General features: G+C 62.5%; 14 protein-coding genes and 2 pseudogenes. 5 read left to right on the top strand and 11 right to left on the bottom strand.

Annotation, left to right across the window (positions count from 1 at the left end):
- Positions 1-10 precede the first annotated feature (10 nt).
- From JL100_RS16375 to JL100_RS16335, 9 genes are all read right to left on the bottom strand, one after another.
- The gene (locus JL100_RS16375) at positions 11-2,197 is read right to left on the bottom strand and encodes a GumC family protein (protein WP_202685536.1); all 2,187 of its coding nucleotides are present in this window, start codon (positions 2,195-2,197) and stop codon (positions 11-13) included.
- A gap of 106 nt (positions 2,198-2,303) precedes the next feature.
- On the bottom strand, positions 2,304-3,389 hold the full coding sequence (locus JL100_RS16370; RefSeq protein WP_202685535.1) for a polysaccharide deacetylase family protein: 1,086 nt from the start codon (positions 3,387-3,389) through the stop codon (positions 2,304-2,306).
- Between the two features lie 16 nt (positions 3,390-3,405).
- A complete protein-coding gene (locus JL100_RS16365) occupies positions 3,406-4,212 on the bottom strand; it encodes a formyltransferase family protein (protein WP_202685534.1) in 807 nt (268 codons plus the stop codon).
- Positions 4,179-5,600 carry an O-antigen ligase family protein gene (locus JL100_RS16360; protein ID WP_202685533.1) on the bottom strand — a complete coding sequence of 474 codons (1,422 nt, stop codon included), beginning with the start codon at positions 5,598-5,600 and terminating at the stop codon, positions 4,179-4,181. Before JL100_RS16360 ends, JL100_RS16365 begins: the two co-directional genes overlap by 34 nt.
- Positions 5,591-7,084 (bottom strand): lipopolysaccharide biosynthesis protein, encoded by a 1,494-nt coding sequence (locus JL100_RS16355; protein WP_202685532.1) that lies wholly within the window; start codon positions 7,082-7,084, stop codon positions 5,591-5,593. The genes JL100_RS16360 and JL100_RS16355 overlap by 10 nt, the downstream gene beginning before the upstream one ends.
- A gap of 61 nt (positions 7,085-7,145) precedes the next feature.
- On the bottom strand, positions 7,146-7,835 hold the full coding sequence (locus JL100_RS16350; protein WP_228420748.1) for a sugar transferase: 690 nt from the start codon (positions 7,833-7,835) through the stop codon (positions 7,146-7,148).
- A 29-nt stretch (positions 7,836-7,864) separates the two neighbouring features.
- Positions 7,865-8,737: a glycoside hydrolase family 16 protein gene (locus JL100_RS16345; protein ID WP_202685531.1), complete on the bottom strand. Its 873-nt coding sequence runs from the start codon at positions 8,735-8,737 to the stop codon at positions 7,865-7,867.
- Positions 8,734-9,921: a glycosyltransferase family 9 protein gene (locus JL100_RS16340; protein ID WP_202685530.1), complete on the bottom strand. Its 1,188-nt coding sequence runs from the start codon at positions 9,919-9,921 to the stop codon at positions 8,734-8,736. The genes JL100_RS16345 and JL100_RS16340 overlap by 4 nt, the downstream gene beginning before the upstream one ends.
- Positions 9,922-11,189: 1,268 nt before the next feature.
- Positions 11,190-11,606: a hypothetical protein gene (locus JL100_RS16335; protein WP_202685529.1), complete on the bottom strand. Its 417-nt coding sequence runs from the start codon at positions 11,604-11,606 to the stop codon at positions 11,190-11,192.
- A 227-nt stretch (positions 11,607-11,833) separates the two neighbouring features.
- On the opposite strand from JL100_RS16335, the gene JL100_RS16330 reads away from it, so the two are divergent.
- A complete protein-coding gene (locus tag JL100_RS16330) occupies positions 11,834-12,409 on the top strand; it encodes a D-sedoheptulose-7-phosphate isomerase (protein WP_202685528.1) in 576 nt (191 codons plus the stop codon).
- A gap of 23 nt (positions 12,410-12,432) precedes the next feature.
- Positions 12,433-13,890, top strand: a complete 1,458-nt coding sequence (gene rfaE2, locus JL100_RS16325) for a D-glycero-beta-D-manno-heptose 1-phosphate adenylyltransferase (RefSeq protein ID WP_202685527.1) — start codon at positions 12,433-12,435, stop codon at positions 13,888-13,890.
- Between the two features lie 245 nt (positions 13,891-14,135).
- Here rfaE2 and JL100_RS16320 read toward each other — a convergent pair.
- A pseudogene (locus tag JL100_RS16320) lies at positions 14,136-14,444 on the bottom strand (transposase domain-containing protein); the annotation flags it as partial.
- Between the two features lie 90 nt (positions 14,445-14,534).
- On the opposite strand from JL100_RS16320, the gene tnpA reads away from it, so the two are divergent.
- The 3 genes from tnpA to tnpC all read left to right on the top strand — a co-directional run bounded on the left by tnpA (position 14,535) and on the right by tnpC (position 16,254).
- Positions 14,535-14,900: an IS66 family insertion sequence element accessory protein TnpA gene (gene tnpA, locus JL100_RS16315; protein WP_202685525.1), complete on the top strand. Its 366-nt coding sequence runs from the start codon at positions 14,535-14,537 to the stop codon at positions 14,898-14,900.
- Positions 14,897-15,250, top strand: a complete 354-nt coding sequence (gene tnpB, locus JL100_RS16310) for an IS66 family insertion sequence element accessory protein TnpB (protein ID WP_202685524.1) — start codon at positions 14,897-14,899, stop codon at positions 15,248-15,250. The genes tnpA and tnpB overlap by 4 nt, the downstream gene beginning before the upstream one ends.
- Positions 15,251-15,327: 77 nt before the next feature.
- Entirely contained in the window at positions 15,328-16,254 is a 927-nt protein-coding gene (tnpC, locus tag JL100_RS16305; RefSeq protein WP_228420747.1) for an IS66 family transposase, read from the top strand.
- A gap of 258 nt (positions 16,255-16,512) precedes the next feature.
- On the opposite strand, the pseudogene JL100_RS16300 reads toward tnpC, so the two are convergent.
- A pseudogene (locus JL100_RS16300) lies at positions 16,513-17,936 on the bottom strand (IS3 family transposase); the annotation flags it as partial.
- Between the last annotated feature and the right edge of the window lie 39 nt (positions 17,937-17,975).

The raw sequence follows: 17,975 nt of genomic DNA, 5'->3' as shown, positions 1-17,975 counted from the left end.
TCGATCCTCCTCAACGATAGAACTTCTGGGTCGAGCCATAGTATTGCCCACTGTCGCCGAACCTATAGCGGGCGTTTTTGCGGGCATTGACCATGGACAGGGCAGCAACAGGGGTAGTCTTCGCAGCCTCGGCGAGCTCGCGATACATGAGAGCGACTGTCTGCCGCCGCGTTGCACCCCAACGAACGAGGAACAAGGTGTGGTCGGCCAGTGCCGCTAGAATTAAGGCGTCAATAGAGACCGAAACAGGCGGCGTGTCGATGATGATTACATCGCACATCATTTGAAGCTCGCCGAGCATCCGGCGGAATTCCGGTGATCCGATCCGGTCGGTTGGGTTTTCTGTCGCCGAGCCGGCGGTGATGCAGGTGATCCCCGTCGCCGTGTCCTTGCGCAGAACCTGCGTCAAGCTAGCCGATCCGTCGAGCAAGTTGGAAAGGCCGGGAGCCATGGACATTCCGGCCATGGCATGGACTCGCGGACGGCGCAGGTCGCAATCGACGAGAATCACGCGCTGTCCGTTGCGGGCGACGAGCTGTGCTAGACTGATCGTGACCGTGGTCTTGCCTTCGCCCGGGTTCGAGGAGGCAACGACGACCACGCTCGCCGGTGTCTGCCGGCCAGCGATCCGCAGTTGTCCAGCGGTGAGCTTGCCGTAGGCGGAGGTTAGTGCCTCTCCGAATGTCGAACGGGTGTCGACGCTCGTCGGTCTGCGGCGCCACCACCTACTGGCGCGGCGGCGTGCGAGCGGGATCGGCCCGACGGTCGGAGCGCCAAGATCTTGCTCCAGTTGCACACGGCTGCGGAAGCCGTCGTCCGCCTGCTCCGCGAGGAAGGCGCCGAGCAGGCCGGCCGAGCCCGATAGTAAGAGGGTCAGCGCCAGCACCAGTGGCACATTGGGGACTGCGGCCTTGCTTGGCTGATCGGCCAGCGACACGATCGTCGCGTCAGCATCGGACGGTGGTGCCGCCAGCATTTCCTTGTTACGCGCCAGGAAGCGCTCATAGACCGTGCGGCTAGCCTGCGCATCGGCCTCCAGCGCGTGCAGCTTGACAGTGGCAAGATTGATGATTTCAGCATCGCTCTTGAACGTGGCGAGCTGCGCGCGCAACAGAGCCTCCTGATCCTCAGCGACGCGGACTTGGCTGCGCAGGCTCGTCTCGATCTTCTTCATTTCGGCGCGGATGCGGCTCTCCAGGCCGACCAGCTCGGCGCGCACGGCAATGACGGCTGGGTGGAGCTTGCCGTTGGATTGCAGCAACTCCTGTTCGCGGCGCTGCAACTCGGCTTCTTGTTCGTGCAGCCGTTGGATGAGTGGTGATGCCAGCACTTCGCTGAGGCTGTCGACCGGATCACCGCTGTCAACGGTGCGATTGAGCTCCGCCAATTTTGCCTCTGCCACGGCGCGGGCGTTCTGCGCCGCCATCAGACTATCGCTGGCCGCCGAGATCTGCTCCTGCACCAGAGACACCGTCCGCCCCTGGACCATCCCCGAACTACGCCGGAAGGCCTCCACCGCCTCGTCGGCGGCCCCGACCTCGTCGCGCAGCGTATCAAGCTGGGCTCGCAGCCAGAGGTTGGCCTCTTGGGTACCGCGGTCCTTGCTCGCCGCTTGTTCTTCGACATAGGCCTCGGCCAAGGCGTTGGGTACGGCCGCAGCGAGCACCGGATCGGCGGAGCGGAAGGTGACAGCCAGTATCCGCGACTTGCCCTGGCGGGTGATCGATAGGCGGTTCTGGACCTCATCGACAATGTCCGCCGCCCGTGGCGCCGCGCCGCCGCGCGACAGGTTGGCGAACATTGGCTCCAGCACCGGCACAAAATTGGCAAGAGCTGTCGTGATGTCGTGCAGCACGCGGTCCAGCTGCGACGGCGGCTGTAGTGCCGGATTGAACTCCTGCAGGGCATCAAGTCTCAGACGATCAACCACGCTACGCATCAAGTGGCGAGATCCCAGGACATGCAACTCAGTTTCCACCATCTCCGGAGTCTTTTCAAGTGGCTCCACCACCCGGCCCATGTCGACCACCTGCCGCTCGCGCTGACCGATAAGCACAACGGCGGTGGCCTCGAAGAGAGGCGTCACCACGGCGATGCCGGCGATGGCGAGGCCGAGGCAGAGCGTGACGAAGGCAGCGACCGCAAACCCTCGGCGCCTGACAATCTGGACGAAAGTGCCTAAATCAGAACTGGTCACCGTCTTTGGCCGCAGCCGTGCAACACGGTCTAAGGGGCGAAGGCGGGGGGCTTCGGTCGGTCGCATCATCGAATCAGCCTCGTCGTGCCGTGGGGGCAGGATCGGTTCAGGAATGCAGTGACCGGGGCGCGTTCAGCGCCACGGCCATGGTATCCGGGTCAATCTCCGATCCTACCCGGCTGACGACGCCACGGTAGAGTCCAGAAACCTGCACCTGGAAATTCGCCAGCCGCTCGCGTCGCGCGTTAACGCCGGAGCGCGGCAACAAGAAGGGATGCTCGCCGTGTCCAGGGAACAGGTTGCCCTTGCGCGTGCTGACAGCTGAGCGATAGCCGAGCTGCCGCACCAACGTAGCCTCGCGGCGGCCGCATGCAGCGGCGTCGCCGTGCGGGTAGGAGAAATGCCCGATGTCGCATTGCAGCGCATCTTCAAGGAAGTGGCGATTGTCGCGTAGTTCCTCGGCAGCCTCCCTCTCGGAAAGATTGCCCAAGGGCCGGTGCGTGTGCCCATGTCCGCCGATGCTGACTAGCGGATGCCGCGCGAAGTGCTGCAGTTCCGCCAGCGTCAGTGCATCGCGGTCGAGCAGGTCGCCGAGGGTGATGCCGTAGCGATGGAAGGTTGTCGTCAGTAGCGGGGCGCGCGTGCAGACGTCCCGTTCGACCCAGCGGGCAACCTGATATAGGCAGTTGGCGCGGTCCGTCGTCGTTGCGGTGCGGAACCGGCGCTCCATGCACGCAACATCAACGTCGTCGTGCCGCTGGAAAAGCTCAACCAAACCACCCCACCAGTAGAACAGAGTTCGGTCGACGATCTGGCTGGTGACGTAGACAGTCATCGGCGCGCCGTAACGCTCGAAAATTGGCAGTGCTTTGGTCATGTTGTCCCGATAGCCATCATCGAAGGTCATTACGACGAAGAAGCCCGGGACTGCGTTGCGCAGGCGGTGCAACGCGGTGTCCATGTCGACGATGTCTATGCCGCTCCGCCGCAACCAGCGCAGGATCGCTTCAACGTAGGCGCAGGACGTCCGGATGTCCTGGAACAGCCAGTCGCCCGGCCTGTGGACGACGCTGTGAAGCATCACGACGCTGCCGATGCCGCCGTACTTGCGTGCGGCGGCCGCCCGTAGGCCGGTATGATGCGCTAGCCTCTCAAACCAGCTGATGAGATGGGGCCGCAGAGCGTGTTCCATGATGCTTTCTCTCGGCCTATCGCACGAGCTGTTGGTTGCGTCGGTAGCGGATGTAATCGGTCATCGTCGGAAAGCCGAACAGCGAGTCTTCAGGGATGTGGGTGTGGGGATGACGCTCCACCGGCACTCCCCGTTCGTGGTCGAGGATGACCTGCGCCTGCGAGTTTGCAATCTCGATCATCGCCTTCCATGAAAGGGTGTAGAAGCTGTCTTCGGCGGTGGCGACGATGCGCCCCTGGACGATCACGTCTCCGGTGTCGACGCCGGCATCGACGTGGAAGACCGTCCAGCCGACATCCTCAGGCCGACCCTTGTGGAGCGCCCAAAAGGCGGAATGTCCGCCTCGGTAGAACGGAGTGAGCCCAGGATGGCCGCCGATCACGAGCCCGCTCCGGGCGAGGTCCCGCACCAACTTTGGTACCCAAGACTCGCTGTGGACGACTATGATGTCTGCGTCCATACGGTGCAGGAAGGCAACAGACCCGGGATCGGCGTAGCGGCGGCAGTAGTGTTCCTGGCAGCCGGACGAGTGGATGGACCGCTTGATCTGGTTGCCATCGTAAAGCCTGCGGAAAATCGCCGCGTCGGGCCGCCCGTTGAGACAGCTGTAGACCAGCTTGCCCAATGCCTTGTTCATTGCCTTGGCGGCACTGTTGCGCTTCAGGCAGCGCCAAGCCTGAATCAACGGCAGTCCGATCGTGGTCTGCTCCGCGTAGACGATCCCGACCACGTTCACCCCGTGATCGATCAAAATCGACGCTGTTGCTTTCGTATACAGATGCGGGTTGGTTAGAACGACGACTCGTTGCTTGTGTTGCGACATAATACCTCGATGTCGGAATGTGGTGGGGAGGCGGTCCGGGATTTGTAATACCGCCCGGACGGAAAGACTCTTGGTCCGTCCCATTCTTCGCGGGGTGTGCGGGCCGATCGGCGGTGCACGGCGATGGCCGCCCACAACAGCCCCGACAGGACCCATAGGTTGCCGGTGACGTAGGAGATGCCGGAGACGGCGTCAGCCATCAGCGCCACGGCAAAGGCGAGCCCAACCCCCTCGACGACCCTGGCACCGCGCGCCGGACCTAAAGGCCGGGCGATGGCGATCGACAAAGTTGGGAGCAGCAGCGACAGGACGAAGCCGCCGAACGCAGCAGTGCCGATCACCCCGACATTGGCTAGCAAGGAGAACAGCAGGTCCCAGGAGTTGATGGACGCCCAACCCTGCCCGAGCCATGGGCTTTTGGCGAAGCCGGCAATGCCGTCGGCGACAGAGGCGGTGCGCTCGGTGAAGGATCCGGTGTTCGACTTCTCGACCGTCACCTCCTTCAAAGCATCAAGGAAGTTCGGAGCAACGCAGATGACGACCACCGCCACTGCGACCGCTGGGGCCACAGCAAGCAGCGCCAGGCGCGTTCGGCGGATAAGCACGTAGGCGGCGATCGGCATCAGACCAATGAGAGCCGTTGTCGAGGTGGAGAGGATGAGCCCGGCAGTGAAGAGGATCGCCATCGCAGCGAGGGGCGCGCGGACTGGGGCCGGGTGGATGCCCCCCAGGGCGAGGGCGAGAGCCAGGGCGCTCAGCAGTTGGCGCGCCAGGAACGAGGGCTCAATGGCAACCGAACTGACGCGCGGCACTGCGGCCTCAAGGACTTGGTCGAAGAGTTGGGCCGACTCGCTGGCGCTGTTGTTGAACAGCCAGTCCGGATAGGGCAGGCCGAAGCGGAAAAGAGCAAACTGGAAGAACCCCCACGCGGTGACGAAAACATGGGCCCACAGCATGCAGCTAATGGCGGTGTGCAGGCGCCCCTCACGACAAGAGGCGCGAAATACCGCAAAGCTGACCGTTATGCCGAACAGGACCAGAACCGTTTGCGTGAGATTGTAGAGGGTTGGCTGTGCGCGCCAACTCAACGCGTAGAGTGAGGCGAGGATGGCGATTGCAAGCGCAGCGAGCCACACTCCTGGAAGGATGTCGCTGCCGGTCACACGCGCCGCGACGACGGAGCCGGGGCGTATTAGGTAGCCGACGAGCAACAGGCCGCCGAACCAGTGATACGGCTGCACGCCGAAGGTCGCGCTTTCGATGTTCAAGAGCGCGGTCGCCGAGAACGGTGCGCTGGCGACGACGGCGAAAAGCAGCCAATGTGGGCGCGCCAGCAGGAGCAGGGTGCTGAGTGGCAGCAGCAGCACGCCAATTGCCGTCAGTGACATACCTCCTCCTTCGAGATGAGGGGGGATACGGCCGCCAGCAGCGGATCGCCAGCTGGTCGAACGGCGAGCGAGGCACGCACTGTGCCGATGAGGCGACGGGCGAAGAGGGCGATACTCAATGCATAGAGGAGCCCTGCCGTTGCTACTGCCGCAAGAAACCGGACCGTAGCATCATCCGGCACGACGCCCAGCATCCAGTGGAGGTCCAGGGCGACCAAGGCGCTGACCAGAATTCCGGGAATGTACTGCCGTGCGGCCGAAAGCGGTGTGATGCCCATCGCCCGCAGCAGCAGGGCAGAGTACACTGGGATGAAGGCGAGGCTGCGAATCGCCAGCGCTGCGATGACCGCCAGTAGCCCATAAGGCAACGCAATCAGCATCAGCAGTAAGTCAAGCGCGATCCCGCTGCCGGCCAGTACTAGGTTCCAGTCGAAACGACCAACGGCCCGTAGGATGATGCTGTGCGCGTGGAACATTACCAACCCCATGCCCATTACGGACAGCAGCGGTAGCAGGTCGCCCACTGGTGCCCAGCGCTCGCCCAGCAACAGCGTGAATCCCGCCGGACCGGCGATGGCGATACCAGCCAGCGCCGGGAATGCCATCAGCGACAGCAGGCGTACCAACATGCGCGACGCGTTTTGTAGTTGCTCGTCATTGCCTTGCATTCGGCTGATGACGCTGAGGACAGCCTTTGCAATCCCCTCTATGAAGACGTCGGTAATGGTGCGAACGATGCGCAGTGCTGTGGAGTAGAAGCCGAGTGTCGTCGACCCGAACGTCATGCCGATGATAAGGCGGTCGAGGTTATCGCGGGCGAATAAAACCACCCGCAACCCTATCGCGTGGAACCACTGCGGCGCTAACTCGCGGACGACGGCCGGAGATATGCGCAGTCCCGGCCGCCAACCTGCCTTGCGCCACACTAGGGCGGTCTTGATGCTGGTTTCAGCGATCTGGTTGCCAACCAGGCTCCACACGCCGAAGCCGGCCAGAGCCATGGACACGGCAACCACCCCGCCGATCGTCTGCGACAGCAGGACGATGTGCGCGATTGTCTTGAAACGGACCTCCCGCTGCATTAGCGCCAACGGCACATTCCCCAGCGTTCCCACAATGGTCACTGCGGCGAGCGTCTGGACGACTGCGGCGATGTCCTCATGTTGCATGGCGCGCCCGATCATCCCCGCAGCCAGGGCAGTGCCAGCTGATAGGGTGATCGCTAGCCCGACATCCATCCAGAACGCCGCGTCCATGTGGTGGCGGTGGAACTCTGGGCGCTGGATCACGAGGTCGCCCATGGACTGGCCGACGAATGCGGCGAGGAAGGCTTGGACCACAAGCACCATCGCGAACAGGCCGATCTCCTCCGGCCCGAGCAGCCTGGTCAGCAAGATGAAGAAGACGAGCGATAGGACATGCCGCCCCGAGCCCTCCATCAACGCCCATGCAATGGCGAGGAACGCGTGTTTGCGATCTTCCAAGTCAATCCTCTCTTGCACCGGGCCGCAGCTTATGGCGCGATGCACGGTCACTTCCTCTGATTCAATAAGCGCCCTTGCGCAGGACGACCACGAGCGGCGTGCGCATCAGGAGAAAGAGGTCGCCGGAGATGCTCCAGGTGGAAAGGTAGCGAACGTCGATATTGACGCGTTGGGCGAAGCTGATGTCGCTGCGTCCGCTCACCTGCCACAAGCCGGTCATGCCAGGTCGCACGGCAAAGTACATGCAAGTCAGTTTACCGTAGCGCTCTACCTCCGCCTCCGTGATCGGTCGCGGCCCAACGAGGCTCATATCGCCGGCCAGTACGTTAAATAGTTGGGGCAATTCATCCAGGCTGTACTCTCGTAGAAAGCGTCCCATGCGGGTCACCCTCGGGTCATTCCGCAGCTTTTGCGTCCGCCGCCATTCCTCGGCTGCCGTCGGATCCGCATCCAGGTGGTCGTGCAGCACGGAATCAGCGTCGACAATCATCGTGCGGAACTTAAGGCAGGCGAACGGACGGCCGCTGCGTCCGATACGCTGGTGGCGGAATAGTACTGGCCCACCGTCGGTGGCGACTGCCAGAGCGACCAAAGCGAAGAGCGGACCCAACAGCGCCAGGAACAACGCTCCGAACGCTAGGTCGAACACACGCTTTGCGCGTTGCCGTCGGCGCAGCCGCCGGTCTGGGATGTCCAACGATGGCATAGACACCGGGTCTACGAGCGTGAATGAACAATCGTTCGGAAGCATTAAAACTAATCCTCCTCGTTTCTTGGCCCTTACTCAGGACAGGTCGGCATGAGACGTGTTTCGCGATCAGCCGAATGCGGCCTCCGGTGGAAGGCACGGACGTAATCTACAAGGAATTGCGCGGGGAACAGCGTGGTTCGGTCCGGGTATCCCGGCCAGTTGCCACCGACTGCCAAGTTCAGCAGCATGTACATGGCAACATGTATGGTGTTCGGGCGTCGAAAGGTTTCCACTCCGTCGACCGACCAGACGATGCGATCCGGCGTCCATTCGAGGCCGTAGACGTGGAATCCGGTCGAACTGTCGGGTCCCTGGTAAACGTGGGTTGCCTTGCCTTGTGTGTCATGCACCGTCTGATGGACAGCCTGCGGCCGTTGTCCGTGCACTTCTACGACGTCAATTTCCAGGTTGCCGTGATCGCCCACACCGACCAGCCAGAACGCCGGCCACAGGCCCTGACCCTTCGGCATGCGTGCCCGCATTTCGAAGTAGCCGTAGAGTTGGCAATGGGTGCTGGTGAGCAGTCCCGAGGTGTAGGGCAGGTCGTTGAGAAATGGCCGCGATAGCGCGGGCGTGGGGTTGGCGGCGATGGCTAGGGTTCCGTCAGCTATCGAAAACGGATCAATTCCGAGGGGGCGTCCGGCATCGTCGGTCAGCGTCCGATCGACGTAGATTTGCCGTTCGCCGTTGTCGGGTAGGGTCCGCATACCACCCCAGCGAGCGTAGTCAGTGGTCCACCGGGCGTTCGGGAAGGTAGCTGCCGGATCGGTGAAATCCTCGGCGAATGTCAGCATGTAGCCGTTATTAGCATCAGCCGACGGCGTTGCCGAGCGGCCGGGGGCGCATGCCAACAGCGCCGCGCCGGTCAGTACCGCCGCTGTTAGGCGCAGACGCCCGATCACTGGACAACAACCTCGGTCGGTCGGCTTAGTGCCGGAATGCGCGGTCGCGCCAACGTTCCGGCCATTAACCGCTCCATCGCGTCGATGACCGAGTCCGCAGCTATGCCGCCCATGGAATCGGGTGGCGACTTCGGATACTCGAATCCAAGGTTCAGGTAACCGTAATCGACACCGGAGGGGACGACGGCGACCGCGCGTGGGCCAACGGGACCCCAGCGCTTCGGGTTCGTCGGTCCATGCAGTCCAACCGTCGGCGCGCCCAGGACGGCTGCCAGGTGCATGATCCCAGTATTGACCGAAACAACGGCACCCGAGTGCTCGCACAACGCGGCGGTTTCCTGGAGCGACAGGATCCCAGCGGCACTTTCGACCGCTGCGGGCAAGCGTGCGCGCAGCGTTTCCGTGCGCGCTTGATCGGCCCGGCTACCGGTGAGGACGACGCGCCGGCCGTAGCCGAGCGCGGCTTCCGCCACGATCGCCCAGCGTTCCGGACGCCACTCCCGCAGTACTGGGTTGGTCCCGGCCGCCCAAGGGTGGATCACAACGGCACCAGACAGGCCGCAGTGGGCAATCTTGCGCCGGCTCTCCGGCGGCACGAACAGCCGCGCCGGCATTCCCTGCGCCTCCCCGAACGGCGTCAACAGGGACCGGAAATTGTCGATCTCATGCCGTGAGTTCAAGTGCGGCACCGTGACATCGTATCCGGCCTCACGGTGCTGCAACGGCGTAGCGAACCCAACCCTGCAATCCGACCGGGACAATGCCGCCAGCAGGGATGTGACACGCGGCCATTGTAGAAGATCGATAAGGATATCGTATTCCTGCGTTCTAAGGTCGGCGAGCGCCTGCCACGGAGCGCTAATATCCAAGCAGCGGATGGTGATGGATTTGTCGATCAGCGGGGCTATTGCTCGGTTCGACGGCGACAGCCACAGATCGACACTTGCCCGCTGGATTAGATTGGCGACTTCTGCGAGCATGCCCGTAGCCAGGATTATGTCACCGATGGCGCCTGCGCCGATAACGCCTACGCGCGGCGCGTCGTCGGGAGAATTCGCCTTGTTCTTTTTTTGCCGCAGCACCGATGAAGTCCTACGATAGATGCCGGCGATCTGAACCAGGGGAATTCCGAAAATCCGATCGATGGTCTTATGATCGCGCCGCCCGCGGGCGTCATTACTCATGCCTCAATCCTCTTAAGACGGATTTGTCTCTAGAAATGCCCCAGGCTGCTGATGCCACATGCGTATATTTAAATCTTGTGACAGCGGAATTCATTGAAATGGAAACTCGATGTGCTTCTGCCGAATTGGCATTGGTCGATATAGTGGAAAGCGGTTTCTTGCATCGGCAGCACTTGGGGCCGGAGAAATCCGGTATCCGCCAGCAGAGTTATCAATGGGGAAATCGTCTCCATATCCGCAACGGGACTTATGAATGAAAATCCCAAGCCGTGATTATTCCGGTACCATTTCCGCAAATCGGACCTCCTTCCGGCCTGCGATCGCGGCACGGAACTCCGTCACCAAAATAATGGGCATGCATCCTCCCGGAACGCTGATGGTCTCCCCTGTCTGTCGACCAAGTAAGCAATCATGCAACGGGGCCTATCCGCGCTTTGGTGTATTGCTGAGAGACTGATGATTGCGTCATTGCTCCCTCAAGCAATGCCGAAGGAGTGAGCAAAACGTATTGACCCGTCGAACTCACTTTTACAACCGTGAGCCAGAACGCGAAATCGTCATCATGCATATTCCTAATATCATTCATACAACACCACTCACTTGAACGCAAATCTATGGTTCAACTCTTTTTCATGCCAAGAGCTGTTACATTATGTCAGCTTCTGAGATGAAAGTATGGTGAACTAAAGTGCAGATATTTTCTTGCCGCGTTCAAAGTACATTTTTGCCAACGACGCATGCAAACTTGAAAGCGTATTAACCACATCAATTTTTGGAACCTGCCAGAGGGGTGATAAAGGCCGCAATTGCACTCTATCGATTAGCTGGCGTTGACCTGTTCTTTAGTGACGTCGGTGCACTAGGGGCGAAGGCGACGTGCAGATACCAAAACATGAACCCATCACCGAATATGAAGAAATTAGGCACAAATAAGGAATCAATGCTTTCTGAAACGATGCTCAGTCTAGGAGTTGACGGGGATAGGGCCTGTCGTAGTTCACTCTTGAATGGGACGTAATTGCTCACGATGTTGGCTGATCCAAGGTATACGGGGGCGGCACCCGGATCGGCTGGGAGTGGGCCATAGTCAGTGACACGGCGCTCCTGCATCCCATCCGGAGCTCACGTCACCTTGCCGTGCCAGACCGGACCAGATAGTAAGCTTATCTGGAGTTTCTAGTCCGAGCGCATGGGGTCTTTATCGGCGGGCGTCTGAGCGCGCCGTTAGCGGTCGTTAAGGTGCTGAAGACGCTGGATCTGCGCTGTGCTCAGGCAGCCACGGCGATTGCGGGTGGGCCGGTGGACCGTACAGGTCCTGATTTCCGGTAGGTTTCAAGCAGCAGTCGGAAAGCCTCGAAATTCCGGAAGCGTGCGGCGAGCGCCTCCTTGACCAGTCCGGGTGTCAGCGTCGCTGCCGGTCGCCAGCTGCCGAGGCGGATCAAGGCAAGGGTCTGCGGCTCGGCCCTTGCGGTCAGCAGGATCAGCAGGGTGCGGGCGATCTGGACGAGGTGGAGCCAGCGCAGCAGGGTAGTGCGGCCGCGTTGCCACATGGCTCCCAGGCCATCGACGACCGCTTGAATCTGCCGACTTCGATGCCCGGTGGCGGATGCAACATATAGCCGGAAAAACAGTCCGTCATTGTCGCGCATGATGACCCGCGCGACAACGTGGTCAATCAATGACACTTTTTGGTCATTCCGGTATCATGCCTCACCCGAACGCCTATCGCCAACCTACTGAGATATTGCGCCAATGCACTTGTTAACACTCAGGTTCAACTGATATGATGATGAAGTTGCCAACAGTAGTGATTGGTCAGATTAGAGAACAATAATCGCTTTTCTACCGTCACAGGGCTGCGCGGGAAGATCGCCGGCAACGACTGGAGCCAGCGGCAATGGGAATTAGTGGGATGGATGAGCTAACTGCGGAACTCGACGACCATATTAAAGTCATGCAACGAATTCGAGAAGACGCTGAGCTCATTGGCAAAATTGAGGCAGCCGCTGAGTTATGCGTCAAGTGTCTGCAGAGCGGGGGCAAGCTGCTGTTCTGCGGCAATGGTGGTTCGGCCGCTGATTCCCAGCACCTCGCGACGGAATTGACCGTCCGCTTTACACGCGATCGCCGCGCGTTGGCTGCCATCGCCTTGACCACCGACGGTTCGGCTCTAACCGCCATCGGCAACGACTTCGGCTTCGATAGGCTGTTCGCCCGCCAAGTGGAGGCGCTTGCTCAGCCGAACGATGCTCTGTTGTGCTTCTCTACTTCTGGCAACTCGCGAAATGTGATCCAGGCGGTGGAGGAGGCAGGCCGGCGGCAGACCAAAACAATTTTCTTCGGTGGCAAAAAAGGCGGCGCTTTGAAGGAAATGGTCGACATAGCCCTTGTGGTTCCCAGCGAGGTGACCGCGCGTATCCAGGAGGCGCACATCACACTCGGCCATATGGTCTGCGGCCTTATTGAGCGGCGTTTGGGGCTGGTCTAAGTTCGCAGGAGAAAGTGAAAGGAATGAGCGTCGCGCATTTTTCGGGAAATTTCCCGAACGTTAGGGTCATTTGTCTGGGCGATGTGATGATTGACCATTTCTACTATGGCGAGGTCTCACGCATATCGCCCGAAGCGCCGGTCCCGGTGCTCAAGCTGTCAAGCAAGCAGACGATGCTTGGCGGCGCCGCTAACACGGCCGCCAACATCAGATCACTTGGGGCACGGGTCGATATTGTGGCGCCCCTGGGTGACGACGACGCGGGCCGCGAGTTCCGCCTGCTGATCGAGCACAACCCAGGCATTACGTTAACTGCGATGCGCGATCCACGTGGGACCATTGTCAAATCGCGCTATTCGGCAAATGGCCAGCAGCTCCTACGCATAGATTACGAGGATCTGAACGTTCTACCGGACGAAACCCACGATGCCCTGGCTGCAGCCGTGGAGGCGCGACTGGAGGGCGCGGCGCTGCTAGTTTTGTCGGACTATGCCAAAGGAGCACTATCACAGAAGTTGTGCCGCAAGTTGATCGCTGCAGCATACGCGCGCGGTGTGCCGGTGGTCGCTGATCCCAAGGGGCGCGACTTCTCCCGCTACGCCGGAGCTGCAGTGATTACGCCCAACGAGCAGGAACTGGCCAGAGCGGTTGGGCGCGACTTGACCGATGAGATTGACTTGGTGCGCGAGGCCGCACGGCTGGCGCGCGAGTATGATCTAGGCCACGTCGCCGTGACCCGAGGAAAGGATGGGGTGACGCTGGTCGACCGCGATGGAGTGGCAGAAACCATCCCCTCTTTCGCACTTGATGTTTTTGACGTTTCTGGCGCGGGGGACTCGTTCGTCGCCGGGTTGGTCTGCGCCCTCGCGGTCGGCCAGGATATGATCGTGGCCGCGCACTACGCCAACGCTGTGGCTGGGATTGCAGTGGGAAAAGTCGGCACGGCGGTGGTCCGCGCCGAGGAGGCGCTGCGTCTGATCGCTCGGCACGCTACCGACCGGCCCGAGGCCATCACTGCCGATCTCGCGGAGCTGCGCCGTCAGGTCGACGTATGGCGGAGGGAGGGGCTGCGGATCGGCTTCACGAACGGCTGCTTTGACCTCTTGCATCTAGGCCATCTTCGCACATTACGTGCGGCGCGTGAAACCTGCGACCGACTGATCGTGGGGCTGAACTCGGACGCATCGGTCCGGCGACTGAAGGGGTCAGACAGGCCGATTCAGTCAGAGATGGTGCGCGCAGAAGTGCTTGCCGCTATGGAGATGGTTGATTTAGTGGCAATTTTCGAGAAGGACGACCCGCTGGAGCTGATTGAGGCTTGCGTGCCTGACACCCTTGTCAAGGGCGGAGACTACCAGGCTGAGGCAGTAGTCGGTCACGACGTCGTCGTCGCGTGCGGTGGCGATGTGGTGATTGTTCCCACCCTAGCTGGCTTTTCTACCACCTCCATCATCAGCCGTATGCGAAAGTTCGATGCCTGACTGCGTGCGGTCGACTCGAGTTTGTGGCCGATCCTACTGCGGAGCGCTGCGCTCATCCGCTATCGCAGTCCAGCTCCAGAGGCGCCGCAGCGAATAGGGCTGCTGTGCCCGGTGCCGGTGGCGTCAATATCGTTTCTTCGTAAACCAGCGATGAAGGCACCTACGCGAGCGCCGTCACGCGTGTAGATTCCTGGTGATGGCAGGGGGAGGATCCGCCAATAGGTGGAGACCTCGGCGCGGCCGGATCAGGCGGCGGCAGCGGCGTGAGGGGCGATGGTCATGCGGCCCGGATCGGCGGGGTTGCCGGCGTCGGGCGGTCGCCAGTTGAACGGCAGCAGGGTGTCGAGCGCCTGGATCTTGGTCCGTCCGATCCGGCCTATGACGTCGGTCAGGTAGGCTTCCGGGTTGATCCCGTTCAACCGGCAGGTTTCCACCAGGCTGTAGATCACGGCGGCGACCTTGCCGGTGGCATCCGAGCCGATCACGTTCCAGTTTTTCCTGCCGACCGCTATGCCGCGCAGCGCGCGCTCAGCCATCAGATTATCTATTTCCAGCGTGCTGTGTAAACCAGCGACGACGGCACCTTTTCCGGCGGGCAGTTGAGGCCGAGTTTTCCTGGCGACAGGAACTCCATGGAGGCTGCAATGGCCGACGGCGGGCACTTGGGAGATCGGGAGCAATTCTGGCGGGATCACGTGGCAGGTTGGAAGGGCAGTGACCTGTCGCTGCGGCTGTACAGCGAGCGTCATGGACTGAAGGCGGGCACGCTGGGCTACTGGAACTCCCGGCTCAAAGCCCGGGCCGCTGACGCTCAGGCCTGCTCGGCCGGACCGGAAGCCGGGGCGACGTTTCTGGCGGTCCAAGTTGCCGATCCGGCGGTGAGTGTCCCGGAGCCGCGGAACGAAAGGATCGAGTTGGTTCTGCCGGGAGGATATGTCGTTCGGATCGGCCGCGGTTTCGACACCGTGACCCTGGACCGGCTGCTCGACGTGGTCGAGAGGCGTTCGTGATCGGTCTGCCGGATGGCGTGCGTGTTTACCTGGCGGCGGGCCGGACCGACCTGCGCCGCGGCATCGACGGCCTTGCCGCGCAGATCCAGACGGTGCTGCGTCAGGATCCCTTCAGCGGCCATCTTTTCGTCTTTCGGGGCCGTTCGGCGCACACGATCAAGGTTCTGATGTACGACACGACAGGCTTTCTGCTGATGCAGAAGCGCCTGACCGCGGGAAAGTTCATCTGGCCGAGCCCGGCGGATGGCATCGTGACGATCAGCCGTGCCCAGATGTCGCTGCTCGTAGACGGTCTGGATTGGCGATCCGCCAAGACAAAGCCCATCCCGAAGCCGCTGCTTATCGTCTGAACAGAGGTCTGCCTTACTTCTATGTTACTGCTTCTGCTGCGGTTTACCACGAGGATCGGCGCGGATACTTTCATCACATGGATGATGCCCGGCACGACAGCAATCCTGACAACCCGAACGATGATCCGCTCCAGCGGATCGCCGCGCTGGAGCGCCGGGTCGCGGTGCTGACGCGCGAGAACGAACGACTGGAGACGTTCCTGGCGGTTCTGCGCCACATGACCTTCGGCCGTTCCTCGGAGAAGATGGACCCGGACCAGCTCAGCCTGCTCGACACGGCGACACCTGCCCCGGCCGATCCCGATGATGCAGAACTCTCGGGCGAGGACACGACCGGACAGCGCCGGCGTGGTGGCGGAGGCCGGCGTCCTTTGCCCGACAATCTGCCGCGGGTGACCCGCGAGATCCTGCCCGTCAGCACGCAGTGCCCGTGCTGCAGGCGTGAGATGACCCGGATCGGCCAGGATGAGAGCAAGCAGCTTCATCTCGTCCCGGCCCATGCCGAGGTTCACGTCACCGTCCGGCCCAAGTTCGCGTGCCGGGCCTGCGGTGAACTGGCCCAGGCGCCGGCGCCCGACGACCGGCCGATCGAGCGCGGCCTGCCCACTGCCGGTACCATCGCCCAGGTCGTCATCGCCAAGTACCTGAACCACATGCCTCTGCACCGGCAGGCGGCGCACTACGCCCGACTCGGCGTTCTGCTTGCCACTACCACGCTGTACGGCTGGGTCGAGGCGGCCGCGCGCGATCTGGCGCCGGTTGCCGACCGCCTGCTCGAGCTGCTGCTCCGGCGGACCAAGATCCATGCCGACGATACACCCGTGACCGTACTCAACCCCGGTCGCTCCGGCACCCATGACGGCCGGTTCTGGGTCTATGCCGACGACACCCGGCCGCGCGGCGGAGCCGAGCCCTCGATCGCGGTGTTCCGCTTCTCTGCCGGACGGGCCGGCAAGCATCCGGCCCAGCACTTGGCGGGCTTCGGTACATGTCAACGCGTATGAGACAGCTGCTCGTTTTGTCGTAGCTCAGGGTTGGGGCTGACTGCCGGCGGGGTGGTTTTCCCACGGCCGTTCGTCCGCTTCCAGGATGCCGGCGCTCTCGGGCCGCGCAAGGCCCTTCCGTCCCGCCCCGTGGGCGGGTCCCTCGAGAAGGACCTTGCCCGTTCCCTCGTGCGCCGGCGGTGAGGTCGGCAGGCCGGGACGGCGGGATGGCCGCTGTTCAGCCGAACATCGGGATGAGGGATGTGCGCCGCCGCCTTCCTCCGGCGCGGCCGGCGGGTTGATCCAGACCGCCGCGGGCGGTGCGGGAGCTTCGGGCCGCTTGCTCACGAAGCGTTCGGGATGCCGGCGGTGGACGTCATCGAGCACTGCCTGCCGTGCCGACCGGATCGCGCCGGTGTCGCCATAGTGGACCTGGTGCGGCGTCATCAGCGCCAGCCCGGAGTGCCGGTGCACGGTGTTGTACCAGGCGAAGAAGGTGCGGCAGAACACCCGGGCGTCCTGGATCGAGCCGAAGCGCTCGGGGAAGTCGCGATGGTACTTCAGCGTCTTGAACTGCGCCTCGGAGAACGGATTGTCGTTGGACTGCTGCGGCCGGCTGTGGCTGCGCGTCACGCCGAGGTCGGCCAGCAACTCGACCACCGCCCTGGCCTTCATGGCGCCGCCGCGGTCGGCATGCAGCGTCAGCCGGTCACGGGCGACACCCTGTTTGCGCACGGTCTGCCGGATCAGCCGCTCGGCAAGCGCGGCGCTTTCCCGGTAGGCTACCGTCCACCCCACCACGGCGCGGCTGAAGATGTCGAGAATGACGTACAGGCACAGCCACGTGCCCTTGACCGGCCCCTTCAGCTTGGTGATGTCCCAGCTCCACACCTGGTTGGGGCCGGTGGCCAGCAGTTCGGGCTTGGTATAGACCGGATGCCGGCGCTGCTGCCGGCGCTCCCGAACCTCGTCATTGGCGGCCAGCAGGCGGTACATGGTGCGCACCGAGCACAGGTATCGCCCCTCGTCGAGCAGCGTGGCGTAGACCTGGGCCGGGGCGGCATCGACGAAGCGCTCGCTGTGCAGCAGGTCGAGAACCTGACGGCACTCGGTCCTGCTCAGCGCGCGCGGAGGAGAGGGCCGGCGCACCGGCGGGAGGGGCGGCCCGACCTGGCGCAGCCTGTCGCGATGGCGGTAGAAGCTGGCGCGGGGGACGCCGAGCGCCCGGCAGGCGGTGGCGACGTCCACGGCCGGGACCGCCTGCTCGATGGCGGTCATCACCTGCGCTCGCCCGGATCGGTCGAGCCGAGTGAGGTCTCCAGCAGCTGAGCGACTTTTTTTTGGAGCTCGATGATCGCCTCGGCGCGGGTGAGCTGGTCGCGCAGGCGAGCGTTCTCCCGCTCCAGGCGCACCACGTCGTTCTTGTGAGGATTGGCCGGCGCGCTCTTCGGCCCCGATCTGGCCGGCGCCGGTCCGTGCAGCGTGCCGGCGTCGCGCTGTCGGCGCCACCGTCCGACATTGGACGAGTACAGACCTTCACGACGCAGGATGGCGCCGACATCACCGGGACGGGCGCGGTCGATCTCGTCCAGGATGCGCAGCTTGTCGGCCACGCTGAACGTCCGGCGCTGGGGCCGGTCACTCACCTCCGGGTCCGGTGGTGAAAGCGGGGTTCCGGTTTGGGGTAGGGAAGTCATGCTCATCAGGTCCTCAACAGCGCCCTCTACTGATCAGTTCAGCAG

Source organism: Skermanella mucosa, assembly GCF_016765655.2.
Lineage (GTDB): Bacteria > Pseudomonadota > Alphaproteobacteria > Azospirillales > Azospirillaceae > Skermanella > Skermanella mucosa.
This window is presented reverse-complemented; position numbering and strand designations above follow the sequence as displayed.